Here is a 24409-nt window from a genome sequence, read left to right on the forward strand (position 1 = left end):
GTCGGTTTATGGGGATTGAGTGACACTTTGTGCTGCCACGCTGTATTCATCCTAGGGCGACGCATGGGAAAATAAAATCAATAACTATTTGGCTGATTCACAAAAAGGATTTATCAATGATCCGTGAGCTAAAGACGCTGATCGCGGTTGCCCAGGAAGGCACCTTTGCCGCAGCGGGTAACAAAATTGGCCTGACTCAAGCAGCGGTCAGTGCGCAGATGAAACGCCTTGAGGGAGAACTAGGCCTTGCCCTGTTTGAACGCAAAGGGCGTGCCGCCATATTGACCCAGCGAGGGCAAGAGACGTTGAAGCAAGCCCACGCCCTGCTGACGCTCTATAGCACGCTGGGCGTATCCATGTCAGGCCAGCCAGCCACACAACGGATCAATATCGGCGCCATCGCCTCCATCCAGCGCTCGCTACTGCCTGATGCACTCGCGCGCTTTCATCACGCTTATCACGATTGCTGTACCCACGTGGTACCGGGGCTTTCCATGGAACTGGTCAATCAGGTCGACGCTGGCGAACTGGATATGGCAGTGATAATTCGCCCGCCCTTTTCGCTACACAGTGATTTGCGCTGGACACCCCTAGCTCACGAGCCTTTTCGGTTAATCGTGCCACCGCATATCAACGGCGATCAGTGGCGGGAACTGCTCTCCAACCAGCCGTTTATCCGCTACGACCGTGCCTCCTTTGGGGGCAGGCAGGTGGAGCGCTTCCTACGAGATAACCACTGCAATGTGCGTGAGGTGTGCGAAGTCGACGAACTGGAAGCGATCATTAAGCTGGTCGCCAAGGAGGTAGGCGTGGCGCTGGTTCCCGAGGCCATCGCCCATTCACGCTGGCCAACCGGCGTGCGTGCGATTGATTTAGGCGAGCGTACCTTTCATCGTGATATAGGGCTGATCCATCCTACCAGTGGTCATTTGAGCGAACCCGCCCGAGCGCTTGCCCAATTGATTGGCGAAACGGCAGAACAACCTGATAATTGTGTTTAGCACGCAATCAAAGCCACAGGAGTTAATGCATGAAACCAGAGGATCTGGAAAAGCTAGTCACCCGTACCATGCCCTTTGGCAAGTATGAGGGCCGCCTGATCGCCGACCTCCCCGGCCCCTATTTAAACTGGTTTGCCCGGGAAGGATTTCCTTCTGGCGAGATTGGCCAGCTGCTTCATCTAATGCATGAAATCGATCACAACGGGCTTGGCCCGTTGCTTGACCCGCTGCGTAAAACGCCCAGCCAGCGCGGCGAAACTTAACGTTGGCAATCTTCGCGCTCGTTGAGGGCGCTCTGAAACTCAGCCCGGTAAGCCGACTCGTGGAGGGTCGGGTCTTTGGGAAAACGGCCTAAAGCGACAGCTAACTCAAAGAAGCCCGTAGCGGGTAACCCATCGCCCCGGCGGCTGACGACTAAGGCGGCGATAAAAGGTGTTTGTTGCGCGGCGTCTTCACGCATTAACTGCTCAAGCGCTTGGGTAACTTGCCCAATGGTGCGCGGCGGCGTCAGCCCCAGCTCGGTGGCCACCTGCTGGTAGGTCATTGGCAGGGCTTCTTGCGGTGCGCTGAGAAGCAACTGACGTAAAGCGGTTACGTGATCGGTCATGTATATCCTATCGTCAGGTATTAAACGTTCAGATTGCCAATTGGCGTTGTATTTGTGCTAAGAATAGCTGGAAAGGATAGCTCAAAAGAATCGCTGAATACGATGTGACAAGGAGAGAACATGGCAATGCAACTGAAAGCGTCACACCCACGCGGTGGCCGCTGGCCAGGTATACTGGCAGGTTTAGCCATTCTGCTGCTTGTAGTGGCGGTACTGATGATGGCGGGCGCTGGCCCGGCTTATCGGGGCGAACTTATCAGCCTGGGCGAGGCGTTTAACTTACTACGTAACGGCGTCTATGCGGCGGGTGGAGCGGTGGCAGTCAGCATCGTTACGCTGCTGCTGAGCATACTGGCTCGTCGCTTCACATCAGCCTTGATGGCCTCGCTGGTCATTATCGCTGCGGCGGCGCTGCTTTTTGTGCCTTGGCAGCACTGGCAACGTGCTCAAGAGGTACCGGCCATTCACGACATCACCACCGACACCCAGAATCCACCTGCTTTTGAAGCCTTAGCCAACGCACGGCGTGCTGCCCCTAACGCGGTCGATTACCCTGGTGAGGCAACCGCCCAGCAACAGCGAGCAGCCTACCCTCACCTCAAGCCGATAATCGTAGATGACTCTCCGCAAACCGTACTGGCAGCTGCCCAAGCAGCAGCGGAAGAGTCTGGCTGGCGTATCGCCAGAATTACCGACAATCGCATAGAGGCCACCGCAACCACGCGCTGGTTTGGCTTTGAGGATGACGTGGTTATTCGCTTAACCGAGCTGGACAATGGTGTGCAGGTCGATATGCGCTCGGCATCACGCCTGGGCGCAAGCGATGTGGGCACCAATGCAGCACGTATTGAAGAATTTTTAAGTGCGCTGGAAGCACGGCTCGAATAACGGCTCTACTTCTTTTCCAGCCCCCTTATCAGCCGCCGTTTTTAATGTAAGGAGTCCTGCCTGTTGCAAGTTTCACGCGCTAAAATTTGCTCCGCGTCCAGGGTGGCGATGGGTACCTGGTGCTGGATTGGAATATCGCCGCTCAATTGAAGCGCTTGGTAACGCAGGGCGCAAACGCGTAAAAACGAGGTGAAGTTACCCAAATCGTGCCCAGCATCGATCGATTCATGATACAGCCGAGTAATCATTTGGGCGGTATTCATTCCATCTCGCTGGGCGATCTCTTCGAGAATGTGCCAGAAATAGTTTTCCATCCGCACACTGGTGACCATGCCATCGATACGCAGCGAGTGCGTCGCACTGCGCCACAGCTCGGGGTTAGCTTGAATAAAGAGTTTACACATGGGTGTTGCCTCTCAGCGTAATCTGTTCAAACGTGTGTTCAAACTACAAGCATAGCGGGGAAAAACATAGCGCGCCCAGCCGGGGCTGGGCGCAAAGGTAATTATGATAGTGCGGCTAGCTTTACTTATTTAACAGTGCCATAAATTGCGCCAGCCATGCCGGGTGGGCAGGCCACGCGGGAGCGGTGACCAGGTTGCCATCGGTCACCGCATCCGTCACTTCCAAATTGGCGAAGTGACCACCAGCAAGTTCTACCTCCGGCTGGCAGGCCGGGTAAGCGGAGCACTGCCGGCCCTCAAGCACTTTTGCAGCAGCCAATAGCTGCGCACCATGGCAGATGGCCGCCACGGGCTTGTTGGTCTCAAAAAAGTGCTGAACCATCGTCAGGACTTCCTTGTTGAGACGAAGATATTCCGGTGCGCGGCCACCCGGTACAACCAGGGCATCGTAATCGGCAGGGTTAGTGCTGGCGAAATCAGCATTCAGTGCGAAGCGGTGCCCAGGCTTTTCAGAATAGGTTTGATCACCTTCAAAGTCATGAATCGCGGTTGCCACAGTATCGCCCGAGGCTTTACCAGGGCAGACAGCATCTACCTGGTGGCCGACGGCCATAAGTGCTTGAAACGGCACCATGGTTTCATAGTCTTCAGTGAAATCGCCGGTGATCATTAAAATACGCTTGCTGCTCATCTCAGTACTCCTTTTACCTATTTATCTTATGGTTATTGATCGAGTGTGTGAGCACACGCGAGGCGTGTGAGATGAGACTAGCAAGCGCTTTCCACCAGCAGGTAGTAATTGCTTACTACGTTGTAATTTCTTCCTTCTGTGGGAGTGACAGATGACGCTGTCCTGCCGTATCGCTTACCCGAAAGCGCCCTACCAGTGAATGCATATCACCGGCACGATCATCCAGTGTATGACTGGCTGTCGTGGCTTCTTGTACCAAGCGGGCATTTTGGTGCGTCACCTGATCCAATTGCGAAATCGCTTGGTTGATCTGGTCAATGCCTGCCGACTGTTCGTGGGTCGCCCCAGCGATCTCGGTAACATAGCGCGTCACCTCACCCAGGCTATCAATGATCTCCTGAAGGTGCTTACTGGATGCGTTGACGAGTTGCTCGCCCTCGCTAACCTTAGCGACACTATCATCTACTAAATGACGAATTTGGGCCGCCTCTTCAGCGCTGCGTCCCGCTAACTTACGCACTTCCTGAGCCACCACAGCAAACCCGCGCCCCTGCTCGCCAGCCCGGGCGGCTTCAACGGAGGCATTTAACGCCAACAAGTTGGTTTGAAAAGCAATATCGTCGATGGCTTTAATAATAGAGGTGATTTTTTCGCTCGCCTCACGAATATCACCCATTGCTGCTGTCGTACGAGTTGACACATCCCCAGCGGCACGTGCACGTTGATCAACGTTGCCACTGGCGTCTTTCGCCTGGTCAGCATACTCAGCCGTTTGCTTCACCGTCGCGGTAATCTGCTCAAGACTGGAGGCCGTTTCAGCCAGCGATGCTGCCTGCTGGTCGGTTCGTTGTGAGAGGTTTTCATTGCCTGCCGCAATCTGTCGGCTGCTCGCCGCGATGGCTTCAGCGCTTTCACGAATTTGCGCCACCATGCCTTCAAAAGTATCCATCATGCTATTAAACGCTTGAGCCGTCTGGCCTACTTCATCGTTGCGTTTAAGATCGAGACGCTTGGAAAGATCAGCGTTCTCGCCAGCAGCGCCACTGATGCTTTCCATCTGGCGGCGCATTGCCACGAGCGGGCCCAGTACACGCACCATTGTGCGCCAGCCAAAGATAGCAAGCAGCGCAATCACAATCAGTGTGACCATAATCAGTAACGAACGGCCAGCATTGGCTAACGTTTCCGCCTGGGTCGCGGCACTGTCAGCCTGTGCCACGGTATACGCTTCAACGTCACTTAACGCCGAGCGCATCTGCACCATGGCTTGGGCAACGTTACTGAGCGCCGCCTGCACTTGGGCATGTTGCGCAAGCTGCTGTAAGCGAAGCTCATAAACGGCGTTGTCATCGGATACCATCAGACCATCCAGCTCTCCGATGACCTCGACCAGATTATTAATCAATGCGCGCTGTTCTACTTCGGTACTGGGTGCATTTGCGATGGCCGCCAGCGACTGGCGGGCAAGCCCGACCTGCTGGGCAATTTCATTATGGCGCAAATTGACCAGGGCGTCGGTGCTGTCCATTTGCATCATTTGACGTCCAAGGTCAGATAATTGCGCGAGTGCCATGCGCGCGTTACCGCTCAAACGCCCAATGTCCGCCTGTGCGGTAAACATATTATCCAGAAGCGTAGTCGGCAGTGTCGTCATGCCGTCTTCGCGCCAGGCTTCCATCAACTCACGCTGGTCACGGTCACTGCGTACTTGGGCTAACGCGGTGCGTCCGGCAATGTCTTCGGCACTAAGCATCACTTGAGAAATAAGAGCTTGCATCGCACTAATACGCTCGGCCATTTGTGTTTGCAGGCTCAGTTCTTCACGGCGAATCGCCTCAAGCGCCGTATCGCCTGCCAGTAACGCCTGATAATGACTATCCAATTCATTCAGGCTTTCACCGTGTTCCACCCCACTCAGCCCTTGGCGGGCGTTATGAAAGCGTTCATCCAACGCGGTTTGTGTGGTGATCTCATCAAGGCCTGCTGCGTTCTCAGCAGCAAGCAGATCCGCATGGCGTTGACCAAACGCGCCCATGGTGAGCACCATGCCCCGGCTGGCATCCTGAAGCGGTAATACCTCACCGGTGATATAGCGCTGCGAGTCGATGAGCCGTTGGTTGGTCGTCCAACCTGTTGCCGCCAACACCACGGCGCCCAGCACCGCTGCTAAGAACAGGCTGATCAACATGGCTCTAATACTTAACGTTTTTTTCATTATCTGTTTTCACTTGTGTCAGGGGTCTTACAGGTAACTTAAGCCTTGATAACGTAACCGTTACGGTAACAGGCTCGCCCACTCCACCGACTCGAAACGGCCGTTTGTGATAATGGTTGGCCATACCGCATCGCTAGCCTGATGATCATTGCGCCCAAGGCTGAGCGGCTCCTCCAGGCCAATATCGATGGCGCCTAAGCCCAGCAAGCCATCCACAATGGCATCACGATCCGGATCAGCGCCAGCCGCTTTAACACCTTCTACAAACACCTTCGCGGCGAGATAACCTTCGAGGGAGATAAAATCAGGCTCGCTACCGCGGGCGTGGGTTTCAAGCGCCTGGCGATAAGCTTTAACAGCAGGCAGTTCGGCATCCAGGGGCGGCACAACTTGGGTAATGATGACGCCTTCTGATAACTCGCCAAGCTCAACCATCAGCGCTTGGCTGCCCACAAAGGAGACATTCAAAAACACTGCATCGGGTAGATCGTTGTGGGCTTCACGGATAAAGTCTGCCGCGGGCCCGTAGGTGCCCACAATAATGATGGCACGTGGTGTGACTGGCGCTTGCAGAATGGTTGCCAACCCTTGGTGAATATTGCGCGTACCACGGGTAAAACGTCCATGTGCCAGCGCTGCGGTATTTTCAACGCCATGAGAGGTTAACGCCTGTGTCGCACCATTGTAGCCAGCGTCGCCGAAGCTATCGTTTTGGGTAAAAAAGGCAATTTCCTCGGGTAAAATACCCGCTTCCAGCAGCCCATCCACCATTGCGGCGGTTTCCTGCACATAGCTGGCCCGGTAATTGATCACATAGCGGTCGGGCGGTGTTTTGCGCAATACGCCAGCGCCTGTGAACGCGCCATAAAGCAGCGTTTCATACTCGTTATAGATGGGAATGGTAACGGTGGCCGTCGGCGTACCGACGTTGCCTATCGCCGCCAACACGTCATCTTCTTGAATCAGTTGGCGGGTATTGCTGGCGGCTTTAAGTGGTTGGTATTGATCATCGCGTGCGATCAAGGCAAGTGTTTCACCATTCACCCCGCCTGCTGCATTAACCTCGGCAAAATAGGTCTCGATACCTTTTTGCATACCCAGCCCTAAAGGCGCAGCGCCACCGCTGGAAGGGGCGACAATCCCAAACGTAAGCTCTGCCTGCGTCAATGGTGAAACCAACAGCCCAGCGAATAACGTTATCTTCAACAGCCTCGTTTTAGGCAGCTGTTTTTTAAAACATTTTTTTATTAACAATAGCGTTCCCAGTCGTCGCATTGATCTGCTCCTTGCTAGCTAGATCACTTCTCCACCCTATAAATGGCATGTTGAAAACAGACAATGGGAACCATCGCATGCCTCCTACATTACCGATCTGTTACCCCTTACTATCGGCAGAAGAGTATACGACTAAAGGTTAGTTATCATTAATCGCTAAGTAATTATTATTACCCACTGTGTAACCCCAGTGAAATGATGGTTAGAAATATAAAAATAACCTTAAAAATCATTACTTTATAGAAATTAAGCGATCGCTAATCAGGTCGTTCAATCGCAAAACGATCGCTAATGCGGATGTAATCGCTGCCCGCTAGGCGGCCTACCGGTTTGAGAAGATCCATATCCACATGGCGGCCGTCCCATAGCGCGTCATCAATATGAATAGAAACCACTTGCGCCAGTACTAACGTACCTGCCAAGGGTTGGTCACCGAACCGAATCATATCGAACAGTTTGCAGCCAAACGCCACAGGCGCATTAGCAATCCGCGGAACGCTCACGCCCGGCATAGCAGCCTTTTCAAGCCCGGCCAGGGTAAACTCATCCTCTCCTGGCGGCAGGCTGGCACTAGTGGTATTGAGCGCTTCAATTAACGCTTCACTCCCCACATGCACAACGCATTCTGCAACGTCATTTAAATTACGCACCGTATCTTTAAGCTCACCGCTGCCATTGAGCAGTGGTGAAAACGCCAGCACCGGCGGGTTGACGCTAGCGACATTGAAGAAGGAGAACGGTGCTAAATTAGTATTTCCCTGCTTATCCTGGGTAGACACCCAGGCAATGGGCCTTGGGCAAACAACGCCAGATAACAAGCGGTAAATAACACCGGGGCTTAGGGGGGAATCATCTAACAGATAGTTACTCATTTTGGGCTCCTTGACGGTTAGTGTTCAGGTTAGTATCACTTTATAACAACAAGGCCCACCAAGCCTTGTTTTACTATTACCGATGCGACCAGTTTAAGGAATCCTCTCTATGAAGATTGTTATCCCCGATGACTACCAGGACTGCGTGCGCCGTTTAGATGCCTTCAAGCAGCTAGAAGGCCACGATGTAACGATCTATCACGACACCCTTACCAACCTGGACGCGCTAAGTGCGCGTTTTCAGGACGCCGAGGCGTTAGTGCTGATTCGTGAACGCACGCCTATCACGGCTGCCCTACTGGCGCGCCTGCCCAACCTGAAAGTCATTAGTCAAACGGGTGGTGGTGCAGCGCATGTGGATATGGCGGCCTGTCGCCGCCATGGCGTCACTGTCATGGCGGGCACTGGATCGCCTTATGCAGCGGCAGAATTAACCTGGGGTTTAGTCCTGGCGGCAATGCGTCATATACCGGCAGAAGTTGAGAACCTGAAAGCGGGCCGCTGGCAGTGCACGTTAGGTACCGGCCTTAAAGGACGCACACTAGGTATTTTTGGCTACGGAAAAATCGGCAGCCTAGTGGCACGCTATGGTCAGGCGTTTGAAATGAACGTGTTGGTGTGGGGTCGGGAAGGCACCCGCCAACGCGCCGCTAAAGCCGGGTTAGAAGTAGCCGAAAGCCAAGCTGCGTTGTTTCAGCGCTCAGATGTGCTGAGCCTGCACCTTCGCTTGAACGACGAAACCCGCGGTATCGTCACTGCTGAATCACTCGCCCAGATGAAACCTACATCTCTGCTGGTAAATACCAGTCGTTCACAGTTAGTGGTGCCCGGTGCGCTTGAGCAGGCGCTTATAGCCGGGCGCCCTGGTCAGGCAGCGGTGGATGTCTTCGATGTGGAACCGGTCATTGAAAACTCGTTGCTGGCATTGCCTAATTTAGTCGCCACGCCTCACCTTGGCTATGTAGAAAAAGATAGCTATGAGCTCTATTTTGGCGATGCCTTCAGCAACCTGCTGGCATACATGGATGGTCACCCGATTAACAATTTAGCGGGCTAATAGAGCGCGCTAAATAGGCTAGCCATCCCCGTCTCTGTGCCAATTGTGCTAGCCTTATGGGTTCACAAGTAACACAGGGGCCATTAATGCTCACCATTTCTAATAACGTTACCCTGGCTGATTGGGAGATTGATATCAGCCAAATTCGCGCCCAAGGTGCTGGCGGCCAGAACGTCAATAAAGTCGCTTCAGCAGTACATTTACGCTTTGATATTCTGAGCTCTACGCTGCCGCCTCTGTATAAAGAGCGCTTAATGGCGTTATCGGATCAGCGCATTAGCAAAGAGGGCGTGGTAATTATTAAAGCCCAGAGCCATCGAAAGCTTGAACTCAATAAAGAAGATGCGCTGGCACGTTTAAAAGAGCTGATTCAGAGTGCCACCAAGCAGCAAAAAGTACGCCGCCCCACCAAGCCCACCAAAGGCTCGCAGCGCCGTCGTGTTGATCACAAAACCCGAAAGGGAAAAATTAAGTCATTGCGCGGTAAAGTGTCGGCGTCATAATGCGCCAGTCAGTTCTTCAGAGCCTATCTTAATGAGCACCTCTTCTACCGTCCGCCCACTCTCGCCGTGCGTGCAGATCTGCCAGATCGAGCCATCCACTTCATTGTGCAATGGCTGCGGCCGTACACTAGATGAAATTGCTGTCTGGGGCGCCATGACCGAGGCCGAAAAAGCCCCGGTATGGGAACGCCTGGAAAGCGAAGGCTATGTCTCTGATAGCCATGTTTCCAAAGACTACGTTTCCAAAAACCATGTTTCCAAAGACCACGTTTTCAAAGACTAAGTTTTTACAGACTAAGTCTCTAAAGACAATGCCGCAGGCTGATGACGGTCACTCAAGATATGGTGCAACTCACCGCACGCCACCATCGGGTCGTCACAGTTGATCACAATATCCGAGCGCGACAACACGTAACTGCGGCCGGTAATGGTATTTTCCACTACTTGGTAAGCGCCTTCCTGATGCGTGCCAATGAAGGTGCCGATAAACCCCGTTTCACGCAGTGAAACCGTCTCCAGTTTATCGCCTATACTCAATCTTCCTTCATAGTTCATCAATGCTAGGCGTGCCGAGGTACCAGTACCCGTTGTACTACGGCAAATAACGCCAGGATGAACATAGGTGGTTGAGCGTGAACGTATATAACCTTCCGTTACCTTCTCTTCAGGCCCCATAAAGTGCAAAAACGGCAGTGGCCCTACGTCACCCAGCGTGTAGTGGGAAAAGCCTCGCTGCGCTTTAATCGCTTCGACGATTTTATAGGCACACTCGGATAGCGCACGTTCTTCATCACGCGTCAGCTTAAAGCCCAATTCAGTGGCATCCACTAACGCATAAAAGCCACCGCTGTAGGCGATGGAGTATGTGACATCACCAATACCCGGCACATCAATCGTATCGCGATAGGTGTCGATATAGCTGGGCAAGCCGCCACAGGTAACTGACTCCACCACGCCGTTATGCACTTTGGCTTCTATCTGCACCAAGCCTGCCGGCGCTTCCAGCTTAAAGCGCTGTATCCCTTCCTGCTTGGGCACAATACCGCTCTCCAGCACAGCTGTCGCGGTACACAAAGTGTTAGAGCCAGAGTAAATGGGATAGCCCATTACTTCCATAATGATATAGCCCGCGACCGCTTCCGGGTGGCTGGGAGGCACTAACAAATCGACTGACATTTCTGGAATGCCGTAGGGCTCTTCAAGCAGCAAGCGACGTAAACCGTCGGCGTCATCGCGCAGGTACTCCATCTGCTCGCGCACAGTGGCGCCTGGCAAAATATCGATGCCACCGGTGACAATACGGCTAACATCGCCACCGGCGTGAGTATCCATTAACTGGATGGTATGGAGATTAGGCACTAGTGGCGCTCCTGAGCGTCAGAAGAAAAATTTTCGAGGGCGAACGGAGCACCATGAGAGGCCCACTGGGCATCGGGAACAAGTACAATTTTACCCAGATAGTTGCTGTCTCGATTAACAAAATAGCGCTCGGCCGCGTGCAGGTCGGAAAGCTTAAATGCCGCATGAAGCACGGGCTTTAATTCACCGCTGCGTATCCATGCCACAAGCTGTTCGGCCTCTTCACGGGTGCCGTGGGAAACGCCAAAAATCTGCACTTGATACAGATAAACGCGCGTCCACATCATTTCGCTCAGATTGCCACCGCTGGCACCCGCAATGGAAAGGCGCGGGTAACTCTTACGCCCCTGCATATCGACAATCATGGTATCGATAAATAGATTGGTCATTTCACCGCCGACCAGATCCATCACCGCATCGATCGGTTTACCGCTGGTCGTTTCCAGCACGCGATCCACAAATGTCGGCAAGTCGCCACGGTCAATCACCGCTTCTGCGCCTAGTGCTTTGAGTGCGTCAGCCTTGTCTAGCTGGCTTACCGCATAGGGAATAGCGCCCACAACACGGCAGAGCTGAATCAATGCGGTCCCCACGCCGCCGCTGGCACCACTGACCAACACGCGCTCACCAGCACTTACCTTGGCGGCGGTCATCATGTGGTAAGCAGTTTGATACGAACACATGCCCATTGAGGCAAGTTCTGCATCGTGCAGCTCAGGGTTGGGCACGTGATAGAACTGGTCAGCAGGGACAGCGATATACTCAGCAAAACCGCCGTCGGCGCCATGGCCGTAGTAGTCAGGAGTGAGGTTAATATCACGGCGCTCGTCGGCGTAGATATTAAAATCGAGCAGCCCTCGCTGACCAATGCGCTCGGCGTCGACACCCTCTCCGACCGCCACGATACGGCCTGCCACATCGGCCCCTTGAATACGCGGGAAGGTAAGCGTCGGGGTGCCGCCCATGGCAAAGGAAGTTACATCACCTTTATCTTTGGTGGGGTAAAGGCCTTCACGCGCTTTTCGGTCAGTATTGTTCTTTGCCGTAGCAGTCACCTGTACCAGCACTTCCCCCGACTTGGGCTGAGGTGTAGCGACATCCTGATGGTATTCCAATTTGTCGATATCGCCATGTCCAATCAATAGCATGGCAGCCATCGTCGGCGGCACCGTGTGTTCAGTTTCGGCCATGAGCTGACTCCTTAATATGGGTGTATTGGCGCTCAAACGACAATAACAAACTCTTGCCGAGTCTCAAAAGCCATATAAGCGGCAATGGCGGCAACGCGTGGTTGCGAGGCCGCCAGAAGAACAAAGCATTACTATTAATATTAGCCAATTCAAATCTTAATTAAACATAAGCATTAGCTAAAGACAGGGACACCAATCAACACAGTGTGCAAGTAAAAAGCAAAGACAACATACGCCACCAGCCCGATGAGTACGGTAGCAATGGTAGCCATTTTCGTAGTTTTAACTGGCGCAGCTGGCGTCAAACGACCACGCTTTTTGGCAGCTTTAAACGCTAGGATTGCCCAGATAAGAAAGGCTGCAAAAAAGACAATATCGCCTAAGCGGCCATTGGCTAGCAGGTGGGCAAACGCCCATATTTTCACTGACAGCATCATCGGGTGGCCAAGCTTGGCCTTAATAGCATTATGGGGAACATACGCCGCCACTAGCATAATAAAGGCAGGCAGCATGAGCAGCGCGACCGCATGGCGCATTCCCATGGGTGGTTGCCACACATAAATAGGGTCAAGGCGCATCTGGCCAAAGCCGTAAATGGCAATTGCCAAGCCGATCACGGACACTGCCGAGTAGGCTATTTTCCACGTGATTTCGCCGAATTTGGCAATTTGCTGCTGACGCCAATTTTCAGCGAAGATACGTACAGAGTGGCTGCCTAAAAAAATCAGCAGCCCGATGATCATTATGGTCATGAAAAATGCTCCCAGTGAAAACGCTAGTCGACGGCTTGATGCCTTATAGTCTTGGTCGCTGCAGAGAATGCCACACTCACCCCTCAACCACCTATGCATGCGTCAACTTTTCGTTTCCTGGCGAATCGTTCACTGACGAGCTTAGAACCAGTGTTTGCGTTTAAATAACCAAATCAATATGCCGCCGATGCCCAGCATTGCTCCCAAGACAAAAAAGTAGCCGTACTCATAGCGCAGCTCGGGCATATTTTCGAAGTTCATGCCGTAAATTCCAGCAATAAATGTCAGGGGTACAAAAATTGCGGTAATAACGGTGAGAACACGCATGGTGATATTTAGCTGATGAGAAGAAATAGAGATATAGCCATCGACTAAGTCACCACAAATGTCATAGTACATCTGGGTCAAGGTGTAGAGGCGTTCAAAGCGGTCCGCCACATCGTTAATAGCGTGCAGGGTTTCGCTCTCTTCTCGGGGCAGATGCTCGTAGTCATAAGCCGTCAGTTCTTGAGTAATGCCTTTGTGGTAACTAAAAATGCGGCGCATTTTGACCAATCGAGAGCGATAAGTAATGATTTTGCGCATCAAGACATCGTTGCCGTCTTCTAACAGTTCATCCTCTAGATCGCTTAATTCAGTTTCAAACTCAAGCAGGCTATCGATATAAAATCCGGCTGAGATATACATAACGCGCAGCGCGACCTGCTCCGGCGAATGCGCCAAAAGTGCTCTTCCGTGCTCGTTAAATAGCCGCTCAATGCTTAACGCTTCACCAGGATGGAGCGTAACCAAAAACCGTTCGCCCACAAAAAAACAGACCTGTTGAGGCAAATAGTTCAGCTCGGCATCGAAGGAGGAAATGCCGCGATAAATAATCAGCGTATGGTTATCAAACTCTTCTATTTTAGGCGGATGACGCTCTTTATGGGCATCTTGAATCGCCATCGGGTGAAATTCGAATGCCTCTAAAATCGACCGTTCGCTCTGCTGGGTCTCCCCCTGCATGTCAATCCAAATATGGCTTCCCGGCGTAGCCCGCCACACAGCTATCAGGCTTTCACCGCCCTCTTGGGTCTCGCCTTCAGGCGTGGTCAGAATAGTTCGAATCATGATCGTCCTTGAATATTTCCGGTCTCGGGGTTTGTACGAAAAGTCGCTGAGCGAAGACCAGACTAGGCAAAAATAGGCGAAAAAACGGAGTTTACAGAGTGTAAATGAGTATTTTGAGCCGATTTTTAACAACGTATGGGCGAGCGCAAGCAGTTTTCGTACCAAGCCTAAGAAGCACTATCCAAAGGCTGCACTATACGAACTTGGGCTTTTCCCAAGCGCTTGGCATCATACATGGCAACATCGGCTCGCTTTAATAGCTCGTTGGCCGTTTCAGCACTAGTCGGCATGTACATGACAACACCTATGCTTGCACTGATATTCAGCGCCGCATTGCCAGCAGCAAACGGCTCTTCAATCACCTGTATTAATTTTTTAGCCAACGGCTCAATCGCCATGGACTCACTGCCTTCTAATAGCAAGACAAACTCGTCTCCGGCCCACCGCGCTATATAGTCGGTTTCACGGACGGCCCCCGCCAATCGTTTAGCCATCACACGCAGCAGCTCATCCCCCATGGCATGGCCATGAGTGTCGTTAATCGCTTTAAAACCATCCAGGTCCATGAATAAAACTGCTAAGGGCTTTTGAGTACGCCGAGCGCGGGCCATCGCATCAGGCAGGCGTTCATCCAGGGCGCGTCGATTCGGCAGTTTGGTTAATACGTCTTCACGGGCCTGTTGATCGCGCAAGCGCTCTAGCTGCTGCCGTTCGGTAATATCATGGATAAAAAGACTGCGTCGTTCGCGGCCATCAATGGTCAATGTCTTGATGCGGACCTCGACGGGCAGTTCCTTGCCATCATGGCACCGCGCTGTAAAGGTGATAGGGGCTTGATCACTCTCAGTTGGCAAGCCATTCGGAAAGAGTAGTTGTGTGATTGGCCTTGCCAGCACCGCCTTGCGTGGCCAACCAAACATTAGCTCAGCCGCTCGATTCCAATCCAGAATAACGCCCTGTGAATCAACGCTGATATAGGCGTCATAGGCGGATTCAATGACCAGGTTGAGCTCGTTGGTGCGCCGTTCAATTTGGCACTCCATACTGTAATGAAGCTCGCTCAACGCTCGCTGAGATTCCTGTGCTTTTTTTCTCTCTCGGATCAGCCGCTCACGCAGGCGAATTTCATCAGTCACAATCGCCGCTAAATCTTTCAAAGCCGCCAGTTCCTGATCACTAAGAGTACGAGGTTTAATATCAATCGCGCAGAGGGATCCCAATGCAAGTCCATTGGAGGTGCACAGCGGAATACCCGCATAAAAGCGAATCCCATTCGGGGCGGTCACATGGGGGTTTTGCGCAAATCTAGGATCCTTGCGTGCATCTTCAACAATTAACGGCTCTGAGGCCGTCACTGTATAAGCGCAAAAAGCCACATCTCGCCCTGTCTCGCGGGTTTCCACGCCCACGCGCGACTTAATCCACTGACGCTCAGCATCAATCAACGTGATCGTTGAGATAGGTACATTTAGTAACTGGGTAACCAACCTGGTGACGCGATCAAACGCCGGTTCATCCGGGGTATCTAATAGTTCAAGCTCATAAAGAGCGGCTAACCGCGCCTCTTCATTAGATGCTATGGGGTAGCTCATTGTCATGTCACCCATTCAGGGAGGTGTAGGTCTACCAGCATATCGCGACCAGCACTTTTCTGCTTACTGCTTATTATTTTTACTCATACTCGCGAGCAACACACTAACCAGCGTAGAGGCGACTATCGCGCCGACAAACGGCCCCAGCGTAGGAATACTGCCTGGAAAACTGGCAGCTACCACTCCCGCGATGAGACTGCCCTGACCGAACCACCCTGGAATAATGGCACCCAGCAATCCTGCAACGCCTCCCGCAACAGCCGAAAAAGGGGTCATGCGCTGCCACAGACCTAGCAGCACAGGCACCACAATGGCAGCACACAGTAAGTCAGCAATCAGGAATAGCCGCAGTACCGACAGCCCCTGCAAAGCAACCACTACCACCGGTATCATCAATGCAATCGTGACCCAGCGGGCAGCGGCGATGGAAACACCCCGCTGTTCGCTGCGCGACACCACCAGGGAAGCGATACCATTTTGTAACGTATCCACACTGGAGGCCACCAAGGTGACTGCCAGCACTAAGGCAGGTAGCGTCAGCCAAGCTGGGGCCTTCGTTAGCAGGGCGAAAAACGGCATCGGCGGCTCGCCAAGGGGAACCCCACTCATTGTCGCCAGCATGCCCAAACCACCAATTAGCATCACGACGACGACGGTCATACCGCCGCCTAGCCAAGCGCCACGGCCCAGGCTTTGATCATCCCTCGCCGCCCAAACGCGCTGCCAATACCCTTGATGGAAAAGGTTCGCTGCGGTGACGGCGATGACCAGCGTTAACGCAACGCTTAGCGCGCTGGTAACGGGGATGGAAGGCAGCGTTGCCTCGCTAGGCATTGTGGGTAGGCGCCATAACGTAACGCTACCCACCGCCAACAGAAGCGCTAGCAACAGCCATGCCTGCCATCGGTCTGTGGCAAGGCTGGCACGCAACCCGCCAACCGCGGTATACACCAGGGTGGTGAGGGCAACGCCAATAATCACCAGCGCGGGCGGCACATCTGACAATAGCGCGGTGATTGCCCCAATGGCGGTGAGCTCCGCTGCTAGAAAGCAAGCCATATAGCCCACCGAAACCAACGTTACCCAGCGCCGCACGCCTGGGCCATAGCACGCCTCTGCAAACTCGGCGATACTGCGCCCTTCCGGCAACGCACGGCGAATTTTTGGCCCGTAGAGTCCTAATACAATAAACGGCAGTGCCGACCCGAGCGCATAACCTGCTAATGCGAGGGGGCCAACAAAGGCGCCAATTTCAGGCGGGGCAAAGAGTATCCACGCCCCCATGCCGGAGGCAAGAAAGGAGAGGCCCAAGGTTGAAGCCGTTTGTGAGTTGCGGGCCGTCACATAGTCATCAACGGGACCATCCGCCCAGCGAGCCCGTAGGCCTAAAAAAGCAAAGCAGCACAGCGCCGCGCCAAGCACGGCTGACGTCAGATATAGCATGTCGCACTTCCTCCGCCGGTACGAACCGGATCAGGTTCCAGGGTCTGCGCAGCGCGCATTCTCAGCCCTTGCAAGCAGGGCTCCCCTGGCGACAGTGAATGAAGACGGTATCGTCAACCAAAAACGCGCCTTAGTAAAGTTTCGCGTCTTGGTAAGATTTAAGGTGTGTTGACAGCCTCAGCGCGGGGCACTCGCCCCATCAGATAGAACTCCTCATTGGGCGGCGTACCCGCCAGGGTGACCAGTCGATTCGACAAACCAAAAAATGCCGCAATGGCGCCTATATCCCAGCAGTCCTCTTGGCTAAAACCTTCTTCCCGCAGGCGTGTGCACCACTCATCAGTCATTTCACCGACATCAATGGCACAGTGCATGGCAAAGTCGAGCATGGCGCGGTGGCGCTCACTAATCGGCGCCACACGATGGTTGATGGCGACCTGATCCGCAAGCAGCGGGTCTTTGCTATAGATGCGCACCAGTGCCCCATGCGCCACCACGCAATACAAGCAGCGATTCCGCGCACTTGTAGCGACCACAATCATCTCTTTCTCGGCTTTAGTGAGCGAGTCAGATTCACGCTCCATGAGCGCATCGTGGTAGGCAAAGAAAGCACGAAATTCAGCAGGACGATGGGCCAACATTAAAAATACATTAGGCACAAACCCTGCCTTTTCCTGGACGGCCAAAATAGCGTGGCGAATATCGTCGGGCAGATCATCTAACGTTTCTGGTACATTAAAACGGCTTAATGAAGCAGACATAATCACCTCTTTATTGTTAAGTTTAACCATCTCATAAAAACGGCTTAGCCTTTACGTAACAAAACGCTAACTTAAGTGACTTTTAATTAGCGGCCCTGCTCGCCATACTGACGTAACGACCTGCAATAGCTGGCATAAACGAACCGCGCGCCTAACGCTTAATAATCAGTTCGTTCAAAGGGACACTGACATGAGCCATAACGAAGCAAAAGAACACATCTCCGGTCGTCTAAACGAACTGTTTGCTGACCCCTACCAAGCGTTTGAAAATGATACGGATGAACGCCAGCTACATATTCGGATCATGCTACATATGTTACTTGCCCGCCCAATGACGCGGGGCCAAATGACCTTGAGAGTCATTCATGGCTGGGAAAATGGTGGGTTTGAGCCCGACGACCTGCAGCATGTCGACTACACCCTCAGTGACGTTTCAGACTTCAAACGAGCAGTGCAGGATTTTGAAGACGCCTCCAAGCACAACACGCCTTTACCTGCTGACCAAACCGCCATTCTTGCTGCCCCGCTAGCCGATGCGATTGCAGAGGCGAAAGCCGAGGGCCAAGACCTCACCAACGGCATTCGTCATACCCCAGCGCGCTGGCCAGCGTTTGAGGGCGGCTTGGCACTCTATACGCTGTTTAAAATGTACCACCGCCTGATTTATGGCGAAGATGACACCTACCGCTGCTCGCAATGCATGACGCCGCTTGGTTTGCGCGAAATACATGAGTTTCACCTCGAAGAAGGTGAGTTCGCGCTGCTGGTGCCGCCTGCCCAGGACTTCATGAACGAACACTCCCTGCTGGTGCTGCATGAAAGCCAACTTGGCCCCATTGAACAACTGTTGGAAGAAAGCTTGCCGTTGTTTGATAACTTTTAAATCACGATATGTCGTTTCATCGGCTTGGCTTTGGCCTCGCCTGCTATCAATTGACCCCGCTTAATGCGGGGCCAGCAACAGGCATTTAATAGCGCTTCATTTAGCCAAGCGAAATCGTACTATTAATGCCACTAGAAACATTCTCTGGTTCAAACCAACGCGCTGTGACGGTTTTGGTTTGCGTCCAGAAGGCAATCGCCTGTTTGCCGTTAGGCCCTAAATCTCCCAGCTTTGATGCCCTCGAACCGGTGAAGCTGAAGTAGGCAACAGGCACGGGGATGGGCACGTTAATACCAATCTGGCCCACATCGATATCGGTTTCAAAACGGCGAGCAATCCAACCAGAGTTAGTAAAGATAGAGGTGCCATTGCCGTTGGGGTTGGCGTTGATAAATTCGATCGCTTCATCGAGGGTTTCAACACTGACCACGCACAGTACAGGCCCAAAAATCTCTTCGCGGTAAATGGTCATATCCGCAGTCACATCCGCAAACAGAGTGGGACCCACGAAGTTACCGTTGGGGTAGCCGTCCACTTGAACATTGCGACCATCGACCATCAGTTTGGCGCCCTCTTTTTCGCCTGCATCGATTAAACGCAGCACACGATCACGAGCAGCCGGCGATACCAGTGGCCCTAAATCGGCATCCAACTGGGTGCCCGGCCCCACTTTCATTGCCCGCGCCGCCTCAACAATGTCGCTTAGCCATTCGCGTGCCTCACCGACTAGCACCACCACCGAGTTGGCCATGCAGCGCTGGCCAGCCGCACCAAAGGCTGAGCCCAACAGGTTGTTAATCGCCTGACTGCGGTTAGCATCCGGCATCACCACGCAGTGGTTCTTGGCCCCCATCATCGCCTGCATCCGCTTGCCCGCTGCGGCGGCGCGGTTATACAACAGCGAACCCACGTGGGTAGAGCCAATGAACGAGAGCGCTTTGATATCCTGATGATCAGCAATTTGATTAGCCACATCCGGACCACCGTGTACCACATTGAGCACGCCGGGCGGGATACCGGCTTCGTGGGCCAGCTCGACTAAGCGCATAGTGGAGCTAGGATCTTGCTCTGAGGGTTTGAGAACAAAGGTATTGCCGGTGGCAATCGCCAGCGGAAACATAAAGCACGGCAACATAATGGGGAAGTTGAACGCGGTAATCCCTGCGCCCACACCCAATGGCTGATGCATGGTGTAAACATCCACCTCGTTGGCAGCGTTTTCAGCCAGCTCTCCCAGTTGCAGCGAGGTAATCGAGCAAGCGTGCTCCACCACTTCCAGGCCACGGCCTACTTCACCTTCCGCATCCGGCAGGGTTTTGCCGTGCTCTTCGGTAATCAGTGCCGCCAGCTCTGCAGTATTGTCACGAATCAACGCCTGAAGCTTAAGCATGATGCGCATTCGCTTGCCAAGCGGCACTTTTCGCCACTCCTTGAAAGCCTCCTTGGCATTACTGATGGCATGCTCAACTTCGTCAGCGGTGCAAAACGGCACCCGCGCAACGACCTCTTGTGTAGCGGGGTTAACCACATCGCGCCATTCCTGACTTTGCGACGGTACGGGCTGACCATTGATATACATGGGTATTTCGCGAACGGACATAACGTTGCTCCTGTTTATAGTTTTGGTTGTGGTGGCTGTGATGGTTGTGGCTATGGCTGTAATTGTTATGGCTGCGATTGCTGTCATAAAGCAGTGATTGCCTGCGCATCGCGGTAAGCAAGAACACAGGGTATAGCAGCAAGTTGACGTTAACGTCAATCAAGTATCCTACGAGTAAACAAAATCTGCCGTATGGCGTCAATTAGCCTTTCCATTGTTATGCCGTGCTGGCTATGCTTCGGCTAATCAGGGGCGCCGTGGCTTTTCAAACCGTTCACGGCAAACACTACGCATAACGTGTTTAAGCACAGGGAATTAACGATGCAGACCTTCAGCTGCCGCTGTGGCAATCCACTTTTCTATGAAAACACCCACTGCCTTACCTGCCAGTCAGACGTCGGCTGGTGCCCCGTCTGTAGCAATATTGTCGCGATTGAGCCGCTGGACAACGGTGGCTATCGCTGCGCCCACCCTGGTTGCGATACAGCGCTGATGAAGTGCCACAACTACGCCGTTGAGAACGTCTGTAACCGCATGGTGGTGATGGAACACGGCCAAGCGGATGCCCTATGCGATTGCTGTCGTTATAACGAGGTAATTCCCGACCTCAATATTGAAGGTCATCGTGAACGCTGGGCGGCGCTTGAAGCAGCGAAGCGGCGGCTATTTCATACCCTCGATCTACTCAAGCTGCCACACGGCACCAAAGACGATGCTATTAACGTGCCGCTAAGCTTTTCATTTATGGCCGACGCCCTCCCCGACCAGGGGTTATGGCGCTCTACCGCGAAGCAAGAGAAGGTTTATACCGGCCATGCCTCGGGCCATATCACCATTAACGTCAAAGAAGCCGATGACGTTGAGCGTGAACGCTTGCGCGTCGATATGAACGAATCACACCGCACGCTCATCGGTCACTTCCGTCATGAAATTGGCCACTATTATTGGGATGTACTGGTAAAGGATCGCGATGAAGAGGCTTGCCGCGCGGTATTTGGCAACCACCATCGACCAAGCTACGCCGAGGCGCTAGAGCGTTACTATCAGCAGGGCGCCCCCAGCGACTGGCCTGCGCGTTTTATCTCTGCCTACGCCACCATGCACCCCTGGGAAGACTTCGCCGAAACCTTCGCCTATTACTTGGATATGGTGGCCGTGCTGGATACCGCACTGCACATGGGCATTACCCATGTCGAATATGACGGTAGCCTGGACAGCATGTTGATGGCTTTTCATCAGGTCGGCTTGGCGGTGAACGAACTCAACCGGGATATGGGGCTACTCGACCTTTCGCCGACGGTGCTCGCCCCCGCCGTGCGCGATAAACTGGCGTACCTGCATCAACTGATCCAAGCCGCCAGCCCTGTTGAGCGCTAGCCCGTCAATCGTTGTCGTTGTCCCCTGCGTGGCTTTGGCTTTGTGTCTGGTTTTGCGTTTGTGCCACTCGGGGAACAGTGTCGTCATTCACAAAGTAGGTCGCACTAAGCGTATCGTGAATGGCAGCAAAGCCAATTTGCAGCTCGTCGATAAAGGCATGCAGCTTGCTCGGCGAATGGGCAAGCGCTTGGATATCGGCATCGACTACGTCCGCGCGAACCAGCGAAACCGTGGCCGCGGGGCGGTCTTGGCGGGGTAGCAAGTTAAGCTCATGGCCTAGCGTTTCTAGGCTGCAGGCAATCGAACGTGGCAGGTTGGGGTCTTGGAGCAAAAAGCGCAGCACATCCGGCCCCCGTACGCGTAAACGCACCTGCTGACGGTACATTTGATACGCGGTGAGTGATTTAAGCACACTCATCCACTGCAGGTTTTCAAATGGCAGCAGCTCCTCAGGGTTTTGCGGCAGCAAGCTGGCAGAGCGCACGTCCACGATGCGCGTCGTCATATCCGCCCGCTCCAACTGGCGCCCTAATTCAATAAACGTACGCGCCGGGCCATGACTCAAGGTGCCCTCAATGAGCCCCGTTAACGCTTGGCAACCACGAATCACGCTTTTGAGAAAGCTATCGCGGCGGCGCGGGCTAACGCCATGTTCAGCATGGTCGACGACGCTCAGATAGAGCTGATTAACCTCCTCCCAAATCTCCCGAGGCACCACATCCCGGGTGGTTCTGAGGTTCTCGCGAGCACTGGCGAGGGCGGAGATAATCGAAATATCATTCTCGGTATCGGCACATAAAAAATGTACGACATTGCGCTCATCGAAGTCTGTATGGCGTGCGGTGAAGGCTTCCAGGCTGCCGGTCATTTCGATAAGTGGGGCCCAACCTAACGGCAAGCGTCCCGGCAAATCCAGCATAAGGTGGCTGTTAACGCTCAATAGGCGCGCGGTATCTTCCGCTCGTTCAATATAACGCGCCATCCAGTAAAGATTTTCAGCAACGCGTGACAGCATGGCGTTAGGCTCCTTTCACCGCGGCCGCTGCCGCCTTATCGTCGGTTTCTACAATCCAGGTATCTTTACTGCCGCCGCCTTGTGAAGAGTTCACCACCAGCGATCCTTCTATCAAAGCCACCCGCGTCAAACCACCGGTCGTGACATGAATTTCAGGCCCTGAGAGTATGAAAGGGCGTAAATCCACATGGCGCGGCTGCGGCAACCCATTCGCTAGCGTAGGCGTAGTAGAAAGCGCCAGGGTGGGCTGGGCCATATAATTGCGTGGATTTGCCTTGATCAACTGCGCAAACTCATCGCGGGTCTCTTTGGTTGAGCGCGGGCCAATCAACATGCCGTAGCCGCCCGACTCATTGGCGGGCTTGACTACCAATTCATCCAGGTGGTCGAGCACATAGCGGCGGTCATCTTCAAACATGCACAGGTAGCTCGGCACGTTGGGCAACAGCGGCTCTTGATCGAGGTAATAACGAATCAGCGCAGGTACGAAAGCGTAAACCACCTTGTCATCCGCCACCCCAGCGCCCGGCGCGTTGGCCAGCGCGACTTTACCCGCCCGCCAAGCGCGCATCAGGCCCGCAACACCCAGCATTGACTCAGGATTAAACGCTTCCGGGTCTAGAAACTCATCATCAACACGGCGGTAAATAACATCCACGCGGCGCATGCCCTCGACGGTGCGCATATACACCACATCATCGTCATCCACTAACAGGTCACTTCCCTGCACCAGTTCTACACCCATTTGCTGGGCAAGATAGGCGTGCTCGAAGTAGGCAGAGTTATAAATCCCTGGGGTCAGCACCACAATTTGCGGGTCATCGCCGGGGCGCGGCGACATCGACGCTAGCATGTCGTAAAGCTGAGCCACGTAATCATCAACCGGCAAAATCTTGCCTGAGGCGAATAACTCCGGCAGCACTCGCTTAGTGACATTGCGATTTTCAAGCATGTAAGAGACGCCGGAAGGAATGCGTAAGTTATCTTCCAACACATAGAGCGTGCCATCCCCATCGCGCACTAGGTCTGACCCGCAAACATGCGCCCACACGCCGTGAGGGGGATTAATGCCTACACACTGAGGGCGAAAATTAACCGACTGCGCCAATACCTCAGCGGGTAACACTTTGTCCTTGATCACCTTTTGGTCGTGGTAGAGATCATCAATAAATAAGTTTAGCGCCTGCACGCGCTGCTTGAGCCCCGCCTCGGTTTTACGCCACTCATTGGCGGGAATAATGCGCGGCACAATATCAAACGGCCAGGCACGGTCGATCATTGCCCCTTCTGAATAAACGGTGAAAGTAATTCCCATGGTACGGATAGCGATCTCCGCCGCCGTTTTCCGCTCTGCTAACTCTTCTGCGCTAAACCTTGCCAACATGTTGCACAATTCACCCGCTGACTCGCGTGGCTGACCGGGCGCTGCCATCAGCTCATCGTAAAAATCACGACACGCATAGTTATTCCAATTCACTTGGCTCATGGGCGCTCTCCTGGCGCTGGGGTGGAAGCGGCAACTTCCTTAATGCTCAGTGTAGGCCTGCCGCGTGCAAAACAATCAAACAATTGAGAGCAATATGCGTACCATCTTTTGCGATATTTCAACGTTCGCTTACTTAAACGCAACTCAAACATTCCTTGGCAGAGCATCAGCGCCCATCAAACCCCTTTTGTGCTTCCTTTTGGTGCGGCCAGTCAGCTTCAAGTTGGTGCATAACGCCCTTTCCACTTTAGTTAAACGCCTTACTTAAGATAGCGGCTGCAAAAAAGTAAAAGTGGAACGATACTTGCGAAACGTTCGGTTATTCCCT

At 53.4% G+C, this 24409-nt stretch carries 24 protein-coding genes and 1 riboswitch; of the genes, 8 read left to right on the plus strand and 16 right to left on the minus strand.

Going from position 1 to position 24409, the window contains the following annotated elements; genetic code table 11:
* Nucleotides 1–116: 116 nt before the first annotated feature.
* Nucleotides 117–1001 carry a LysR family transcriptional regulator gene (locus ACWI0H_RS15095; protein ID WP_485873848.1) on the plus strand — a complete coding sequence of 295 codons (885 nt, stop codon included), beginning with the start codon at nucleotides 117–119 and terminating at the stop codon, nucleotides 999–1001.
* Between the two features lie 29 nt (nucleotides 1002–1030).
* On the plus strand, nucleotides 1031–1264 hold the full coding sequence (locus tag ACWI0H_RS15100; RefSeq protein WP_022522550.1) for a DUF3820 family protein: 234 nt from the start codon (nucleotides 1031–1033) through the stop codon (nucleotides 1262–1264).
* Here the strand turns inward: ACWI0H_RS15100 and ACWI0H_RS15105 are convergent.
* Nucleotides 1261–1608, minus strand: a complete 348-nt coding sequence (locus tag ACWI0H_RS15105) for a hypothetical protein (protein ID WP_336268545.1) — start codon at nucleotides 1606–1608, stop codon at nucleotides 1261–1263. The genes ACWI0H_RS15100 and ACWI0H_RS15105 overlap by 4 nt on opposite strands.
* Nucleotides 1609–1728: 120 nt before the next feature.
* Between ACWI0H_RS15105 and ACWI0H_RS15110 the strand changes: the two genes are divergently transcribed.
* Nucleotides 1729–2496 (plus strand): DUF1499 domain-containing protein, encoded by a 768-nt coding sequence (locus tag ACWI0H_RS15110; RefSeq protein ID WP_485873849.1) that lies wholly within the window; start codon nucleotides 1729–1731, stop codon nucleotides 2494–2496.
* 41 nt (nucleotides 2497–2537) lie between these two features.
* Here ACWI0H_RS15110 and ACWI0H_RS15115 read toward each other — a convergent pair whose 3' ends face one another.
* The 5 genes from ACWI0H_RS15115 to ACWI0H_RS15135 all read right to left on the minus strand — a co-directional run bounded on the left by ACWI0H_RS15115 (nucleotide 2538) and on the right by ACWI0H_RS15135 (nucleotide 7953).
* Nucleotides 2538–2900: a ribbon-helix-helix domain-containing protein gene (locus ACWI0H_RS15115; protein WP_101145647.1), complete on the minus strand. Its 363-nt coding sequence runs from the start codon at nucleotides 2898–2900 to the stop codon at nucleotides 2538–2540.
* 121 nt (nucleotides 2901–3021) lie between these two features.
* Nucleotides 3022–3591: a DJ-1/PfpI family protein gene (locus ACWI0H_RS15120; RefSeq protein WP_008957362.1), complete on the minus strand. Its 570-nt coding sequence runs from the start codon at nucleotides 3589–3591 to the stop codon at nucleotides 3022–3024.
* Between the two features lie 115 nt (nucleotides 3592–3706).
* Nucleotides 3707–5806, minus strand: a complete 2100-nt coding sequence (locus ACWI0H_RS15125; RefSeq protein WP_485873850.1) for a methyl-accepting chemotaxis protein — start codon at nucleotides 5804–5806, stop codon at nucleotides 3707–3709.
* Between the two features lie 60 nt (nucleotides 5807–5866).
* Complete coding sequence (locus ACWI0H_RS15130) at nucleotides 5867–7012, minus strand: ABC transporter substrate-binding protein (RefSeq protein ID WP_485873851.1); 1146 nt, start codon at nucleotides 7010–7012, stop codon at nucleotides 5867–5869.
* A 326-nt stretch (nucleotides 7013–7338) separates the two neighbouring features.
* A complete protein-coding gene (locus ACWI0H_RS15135) occupies nucleotides 7339–7953 on the minus strand; it encodes a flavin reductase family protein (protein ID WP_008957365.1) in 615 nt (204 codons plus the stop codon).
* Nucleotides 7954–8062: 109 nt separating this feature from the next.
* On the opposite strand from ACWI0H_RS15135, the gene ACWI0H_RS15140 reads away from it, so the two are divergent.
* From ACWI0H_RS15140 to ACWI0H_RS15150, 3 genes are all read left to right on the plus strand, one after another.
* On the plus strand, nucleotides 8063–9010 hold the full coding sequence (locus tag ACWI0H_RS15140) for a D-2-hydroxyacid dehydrogenase family protein (protein ID WP_485873852.1): 948 nt from the start codon (nucleotides 8063–8065) through the stop codon (nucleotides 9008–9010).
* Nucleotides 9011–9096: 86 nt separating this feature from the next.
* Nucleotides 9097–9513 carry an alternative ribosome rescue aminoacyl-tRNA hydrolase ArfB gene (arfB, locus tag ACWI0H_RS15145; protein WP_101145656.1) on the plus strand — a complete coding sequence of 139 codons (417 nt, stop codon included), beginning with the start codon at nucleotides 9097–9099 and terminating at the stop codon, nucleotides 9511–9513.
* A 31-nt stretch (nucleotides 9514–9544) separates the two neighbouring features.
* Nucleotides 9545–9796 carry a DUF1289 domain-containing protein gene (locus ACWI0H_RS15150; RefSeq protein WP_485873853.1) on the plus strand — a complete coding sequence of 84 codons (252 nt, stop codon included), beginning with the start codon at nucleotides 9545–9547 and terminating at the stop codon, nucleotides 9794–9796.
* A gap of 11 nt (nucleotides 9797–9807) precedes the next feature.
* On the opposite strand, the gene ACWI0H_RS15155 is transcribed toward ACWI0H_RS15150, so the two are convergent.
* The 7 genes from ACWI0H_RS15155 to ACWI0H_RS15185 all read right to left on the minus strand — a co-directional run bounded on the left by ACWI0H_RS15155 (nucleotide 9808) and on the right by ACWI0H_RS15185 (nucleotide 17720).
* Nucleotides 9808–10872 (minus strand): proline racemase family protein, encoded by a 1065-nt coding sequence (locus ACWI0H_RS15155; RefSeq protein ID WP_198556003.1) that lies wholly within the window; start codon nucleotides 10870–10872, stop codon nucleotides 9808–9810.
* Complete coding sequence (locus ACWI0H_RS15160) at nucleotides 10872–12062, minus strand: alcohol dehydrogenase catalytic domain-containing protein (RefSeq protein ID WP_485873854.1); 1191 nt, start codon at nucleotides 12060–12062, stop codon at nucleotides 10872–10874. The genes ACWI0H_RS15155 and ACWI0H_RS15160 overlap by 1 nt, the downstream gene beginning before the upstream one ends.
* A gap of 173 nt (nucleotides 12063–12235) precedes the next feature.
* Nucleotides 12236–12814, minus strand: a complete 579-nt coding sequence (locus ACWI0H_RS15165) for an NnrU family protein (RefSeq protein WP_339885345.1) — start codon at nucleotides 12812–12814, stop codon at nucleotides 12236–12238.
* Between the two features lie 141 nt (nucleotides 12815–12955).
* Entirely contained in the window at nucleotides 12956–13924 is a 969-nt protein-coding gene (locus ACWI0H_RS15170; RefSeq protein WP_176301918.1) for a magnesium transporter CorA family protein, read from the minus strand.
* A gap of 167 nt (nucleotides 13925–14091) precedes the next feature.
* Nucleotides 14092–15516 (minus strand): sensor domain-containing diguanylate cyclase, encoded by a 1425-nt coding sequence (locus ACWI0H_RS15175; protein WP_485873855.1) that lies wholly within the window; start codon nucleotides 15514–15516, stop codon nucleotides 14092–14094.
* Nucleotides 15517–15579: 63 nt separating this feature from the next.
* The gene (locus ACWI0H_RS15180) at nucleotides 15580–16959 is read right to left on the minus strand and encodes an SLC5/6 family protein (protein ID WP_485873856.1); all 1380 of its coding nucleotides are present in this window, start codon (nucleotides 16957–16959) and stop codon (nucleotides 15580–15582) included.
* Nucleotides 16949–17056: riboswitch (TPP riboswitch) on the minus strand. Its footprint overlaps the gene before it by 11 nt.
* Before the next feature lie 61 nt (nucleotides 17057–17117).
* Nucleotides 17118–17720 carry a peroxidase-related enzyme gene (locus tag ACWI0H_RS15185; protein ID WP_485873857.1) on the minus strand — a complete coding sequence of 201 codons (603 nt, stop codon included), beginning with the start codon at nucleotides 17718–17720 and terminating at the stop codon, nucleotides 17118–17120.
* A 190-nt stretch (nucleotides 17721–17910) separates the two neighbouring features.
* Between ACWI0H_RS15185 and ACWI0H_RS15190 the strand changes: the two genes are divergently transcribed.
* Nucleotides 17911–18603, plus strand: coding sequence for a hypothetical protein (locus ACWI0H_RS15190; RefSeq protein ID WP_176301914.1), 693 nt, complete (start codon nucleotides 17911–17913; stop codon nucleotides 18601–18603).
* Between the two features lie 100 nt (nucleotides 18604–18703).
* On the opposite strand, the gene ACWI0H_RS15195 is transcribed toward ACWI0H_RS15190, so the two are convergent.
* Complete coding sequence (locus ACWI0H_RS15195) at nucleotides 18704–20203, minus strand: CoA-acylating methylmalonate-semialdehyde dehydrogenase (RefSeq protein WP_176301913.1); 1500 nt, start codon at nucleotides 20201–20203, stop codon at nucleotides 18704–18706.
* A gap of 321 nt (nucleotides 20204–20524) precedes the next feature.
* Between ACWI0H_RS15195 and ACWI0H_RS15200 the strand changes: the two genes are divergently transcribed.
* Entirely contained in the window at nucleotides 20525–21580 is a 1056-nt protein-coding gene (locus ACWI0H_RS15200; RefSeq protein ID WP_101145666.1) for a zinc-binding metallopeptidase family protein, read from the plus strand.
* Between the two features lie 4 nt (nucleotides 21581–21584).
* Here the strand turns inward: ACWI0H_RS15200 and ACWI0H_RS15205 are convergent, their stop codons facing one another.
* Together ACWI0H_RS15205 and ACWI0H_RS15210 are read right to left on the minus strand one after the other, a co-directional pair.
* Nucleotides 21585–22595, minus strand: a complete 1011-nt coding sequence (locus ACWI0H_RS15205) for an alpha-E domain-containing protein (RefSeq protein ID WP_336274066.1) — start codon at nucleotides 22593–22595, stop codon at nucleotides 21585–21587.
* Nucleotides 22596–22599: 4 nt separating this feature from the next.
* A complete protein-coding gene (locus tag ACWI0H_RS15210) occupies nucleotides 22600–24081 on the minus strand; it encodes a circularly permuted type 2 ATP-grasp protein (protein ID WP_101145667.1) in 1482 nt (493 codons plus the stop codon).
* Nucleotides 24082–24409: the final 328 nt, after the last annotated feature.

The organism is Halomonas sp. NYA30 (assembly GCF_976980765.1).

What these genes read in the sequence shown, in the direction of transcription:
- ACWI0H_RS15095 (WP_485873848.1), top strand. Translation starts at nt 117, where the DNA reads ATGATCCGTGAGCTAAAGACGCTGATCGCGGTTGCCCAGGAAGGCACC.
- ACWI0H_RS15100 (WP_022522550.1), top strand. Translation starts at nt 1,031, where the DNA reads ATGAAACCAGAGGATCTGGAAAAGCTAGTCACCCGTACCATGCCCTTT.
- ACWI0H_RS15105 (WP_336268545.1), bottom strand. Translation starts at nt 1,608, where the DNA reads ATGACCGATCACGTAACCGCTTTACGTCAGTTGCTTCTCAGCGCACCG.
- ACWI0H_RS15110 (WP_485873849.1), top strand. Translation starts at nt 1,729, where the DNA reads ATGGCAATGCAACTGAAAGCGTCACACCCACGCGGTGGCCGCTGGCCA.
- ACWI0H_RS15115 (WP_101145647.1), bottom strand. Translation starts at nt 2,900, where the DNA reads ATGTGTAAACTCTTTATTCAAGCTAACCCCGAGCTGTGGCGCAGTGCG.
- ACWI0H_RS15120 (WP_008957362.1), bottom strand. Translation starts at nt 3,591, where the DNA reads ATGAGCAGCAAGCGTATTTTAATGATCACCGGCGATTTCACTGAAGAC.
- ACWI0H_RS15125 (WP_485873850.1), bottom strand. Translation starts at nt 5,806, where the DNA reads ATGAAAAAAACGTTAAGTATTAGAGCCATGTTGATCAGCCTGTTCTTA.
- ACWI0H_RS15135 (WP_008957365.1), bottom strand. Translation starts at nt 7,953, where the DNA reads ATGAGTAACTATCTGTTAGATGATTCCCCCCTAAGCCCCGGTGTTATT.
- ACWI0H_RS15140 (WP_485873852.1), top strand. Translation starts at nt 8,063, where the DNA reads ATGAAGATTGTTATCCCCGATGACTACCAGGACTGCGTGCGCCGTTTA.
- arfB (WP_101145656.1), top strand. Translation starts at nt 9,097, where the DNA reads ATGCTCACCATTTCTAATAACGTTACCCTGGCTGATTGGGAGATTGAT.
- ACWI0H_RS15150 (WP_485873853.1), top strand. Translation starts at nt 9,545, where the DNA reads ATGAGCACCTCTTCTACCGTCCGCCCACTCTCGCCGTGCGTGCAGATC.
- ACWI0H_RS15160 (WP_485873854.1), bottom strand. Translation starts at nt 12,062, where the DNA reads ATGGCCGAAACTGAACACACGGTGCCGCCGACGATGGCTGCCATGCTA.
- ACWI0H_RS15165 (WP_339885345.1), bottom strand. Translation starts at nt 12,814, where the DNA reads ATGACCATAATGATCATCGGGCTGCTGATTTTTTTAGGCAGCCACTCT.
- ACWI0H_RS15170 (WP_176301918.1), bottom strand. Translation starts at nt 13,924, where the DNA reads ATGATTCGAACTATTCTGACCACGCCTGAAGGCGAGACCCAAGAGGGC.
- ACWI0H_RS15175 (WP_485873855.1), bottom strand. Translation starts at nt 15,516, where the DNA reads ATGAGCTACCCCATAGCATCTAATGAAGAGGCGCGGTTAGCCGCTCTT.
- ACWI0H_RS15180 (WP_485873856.1), bottom strand. Translation starts at nt 16,959, where the DNA reads ATGCTATATCTGACGTCAGCCGTGCTTGGCGCGGCGCTGTGCTGCTTT.
- ACWI0H_RS15185 (WP_485873857.1), bottom strand. Translation starts at nt 17,720, where the DNA reads ATGTCTGCTTCATTAAGCCGTTTTAATGTACCAGAAACGTTAGATGAT.
- ACWI0H_RS15190 (WP_176301914.1), top strand. Translation starts at nt 17,911, where the DNA reads ATGAGCCATAACGAAGCAAAAGAACACATCTCCGGTCGTCTAAACGAA.
- ACWI0H_RS15195 (WP_176301913.1), bottom strand. Translation starts at nt 20,203, where the DNA reads ATGTCCGTTCGCGAAATACCCATGTATATCAATGGTCAGCCCGTACCG.
- ACWI0H_RS15200 (WP_101145666.1), top strand. Translation starts at nt 20,525, where the DNA reads ATGCAGACCTTCAGCTGCCGCTGTGGCAATCCACTTTTCTATGAAAAC.
- ACWI0H_RS15205 (WP_336274066.1), bottom strand. Translation starts at nt 22,595, where the DNA reads ATGCTGTCACGCGTTGCTGAAAATCTTTACTGGATGGCGCGTTATATT.
- ACWI0H_RS15210 (WP_101145667.1), bottom strand. Translation starts at nt 24,081, where the DNA reads ATGAGCCAAGTGAATTGGAATAACTATGCGTGTCGTGATTTTTACGAT.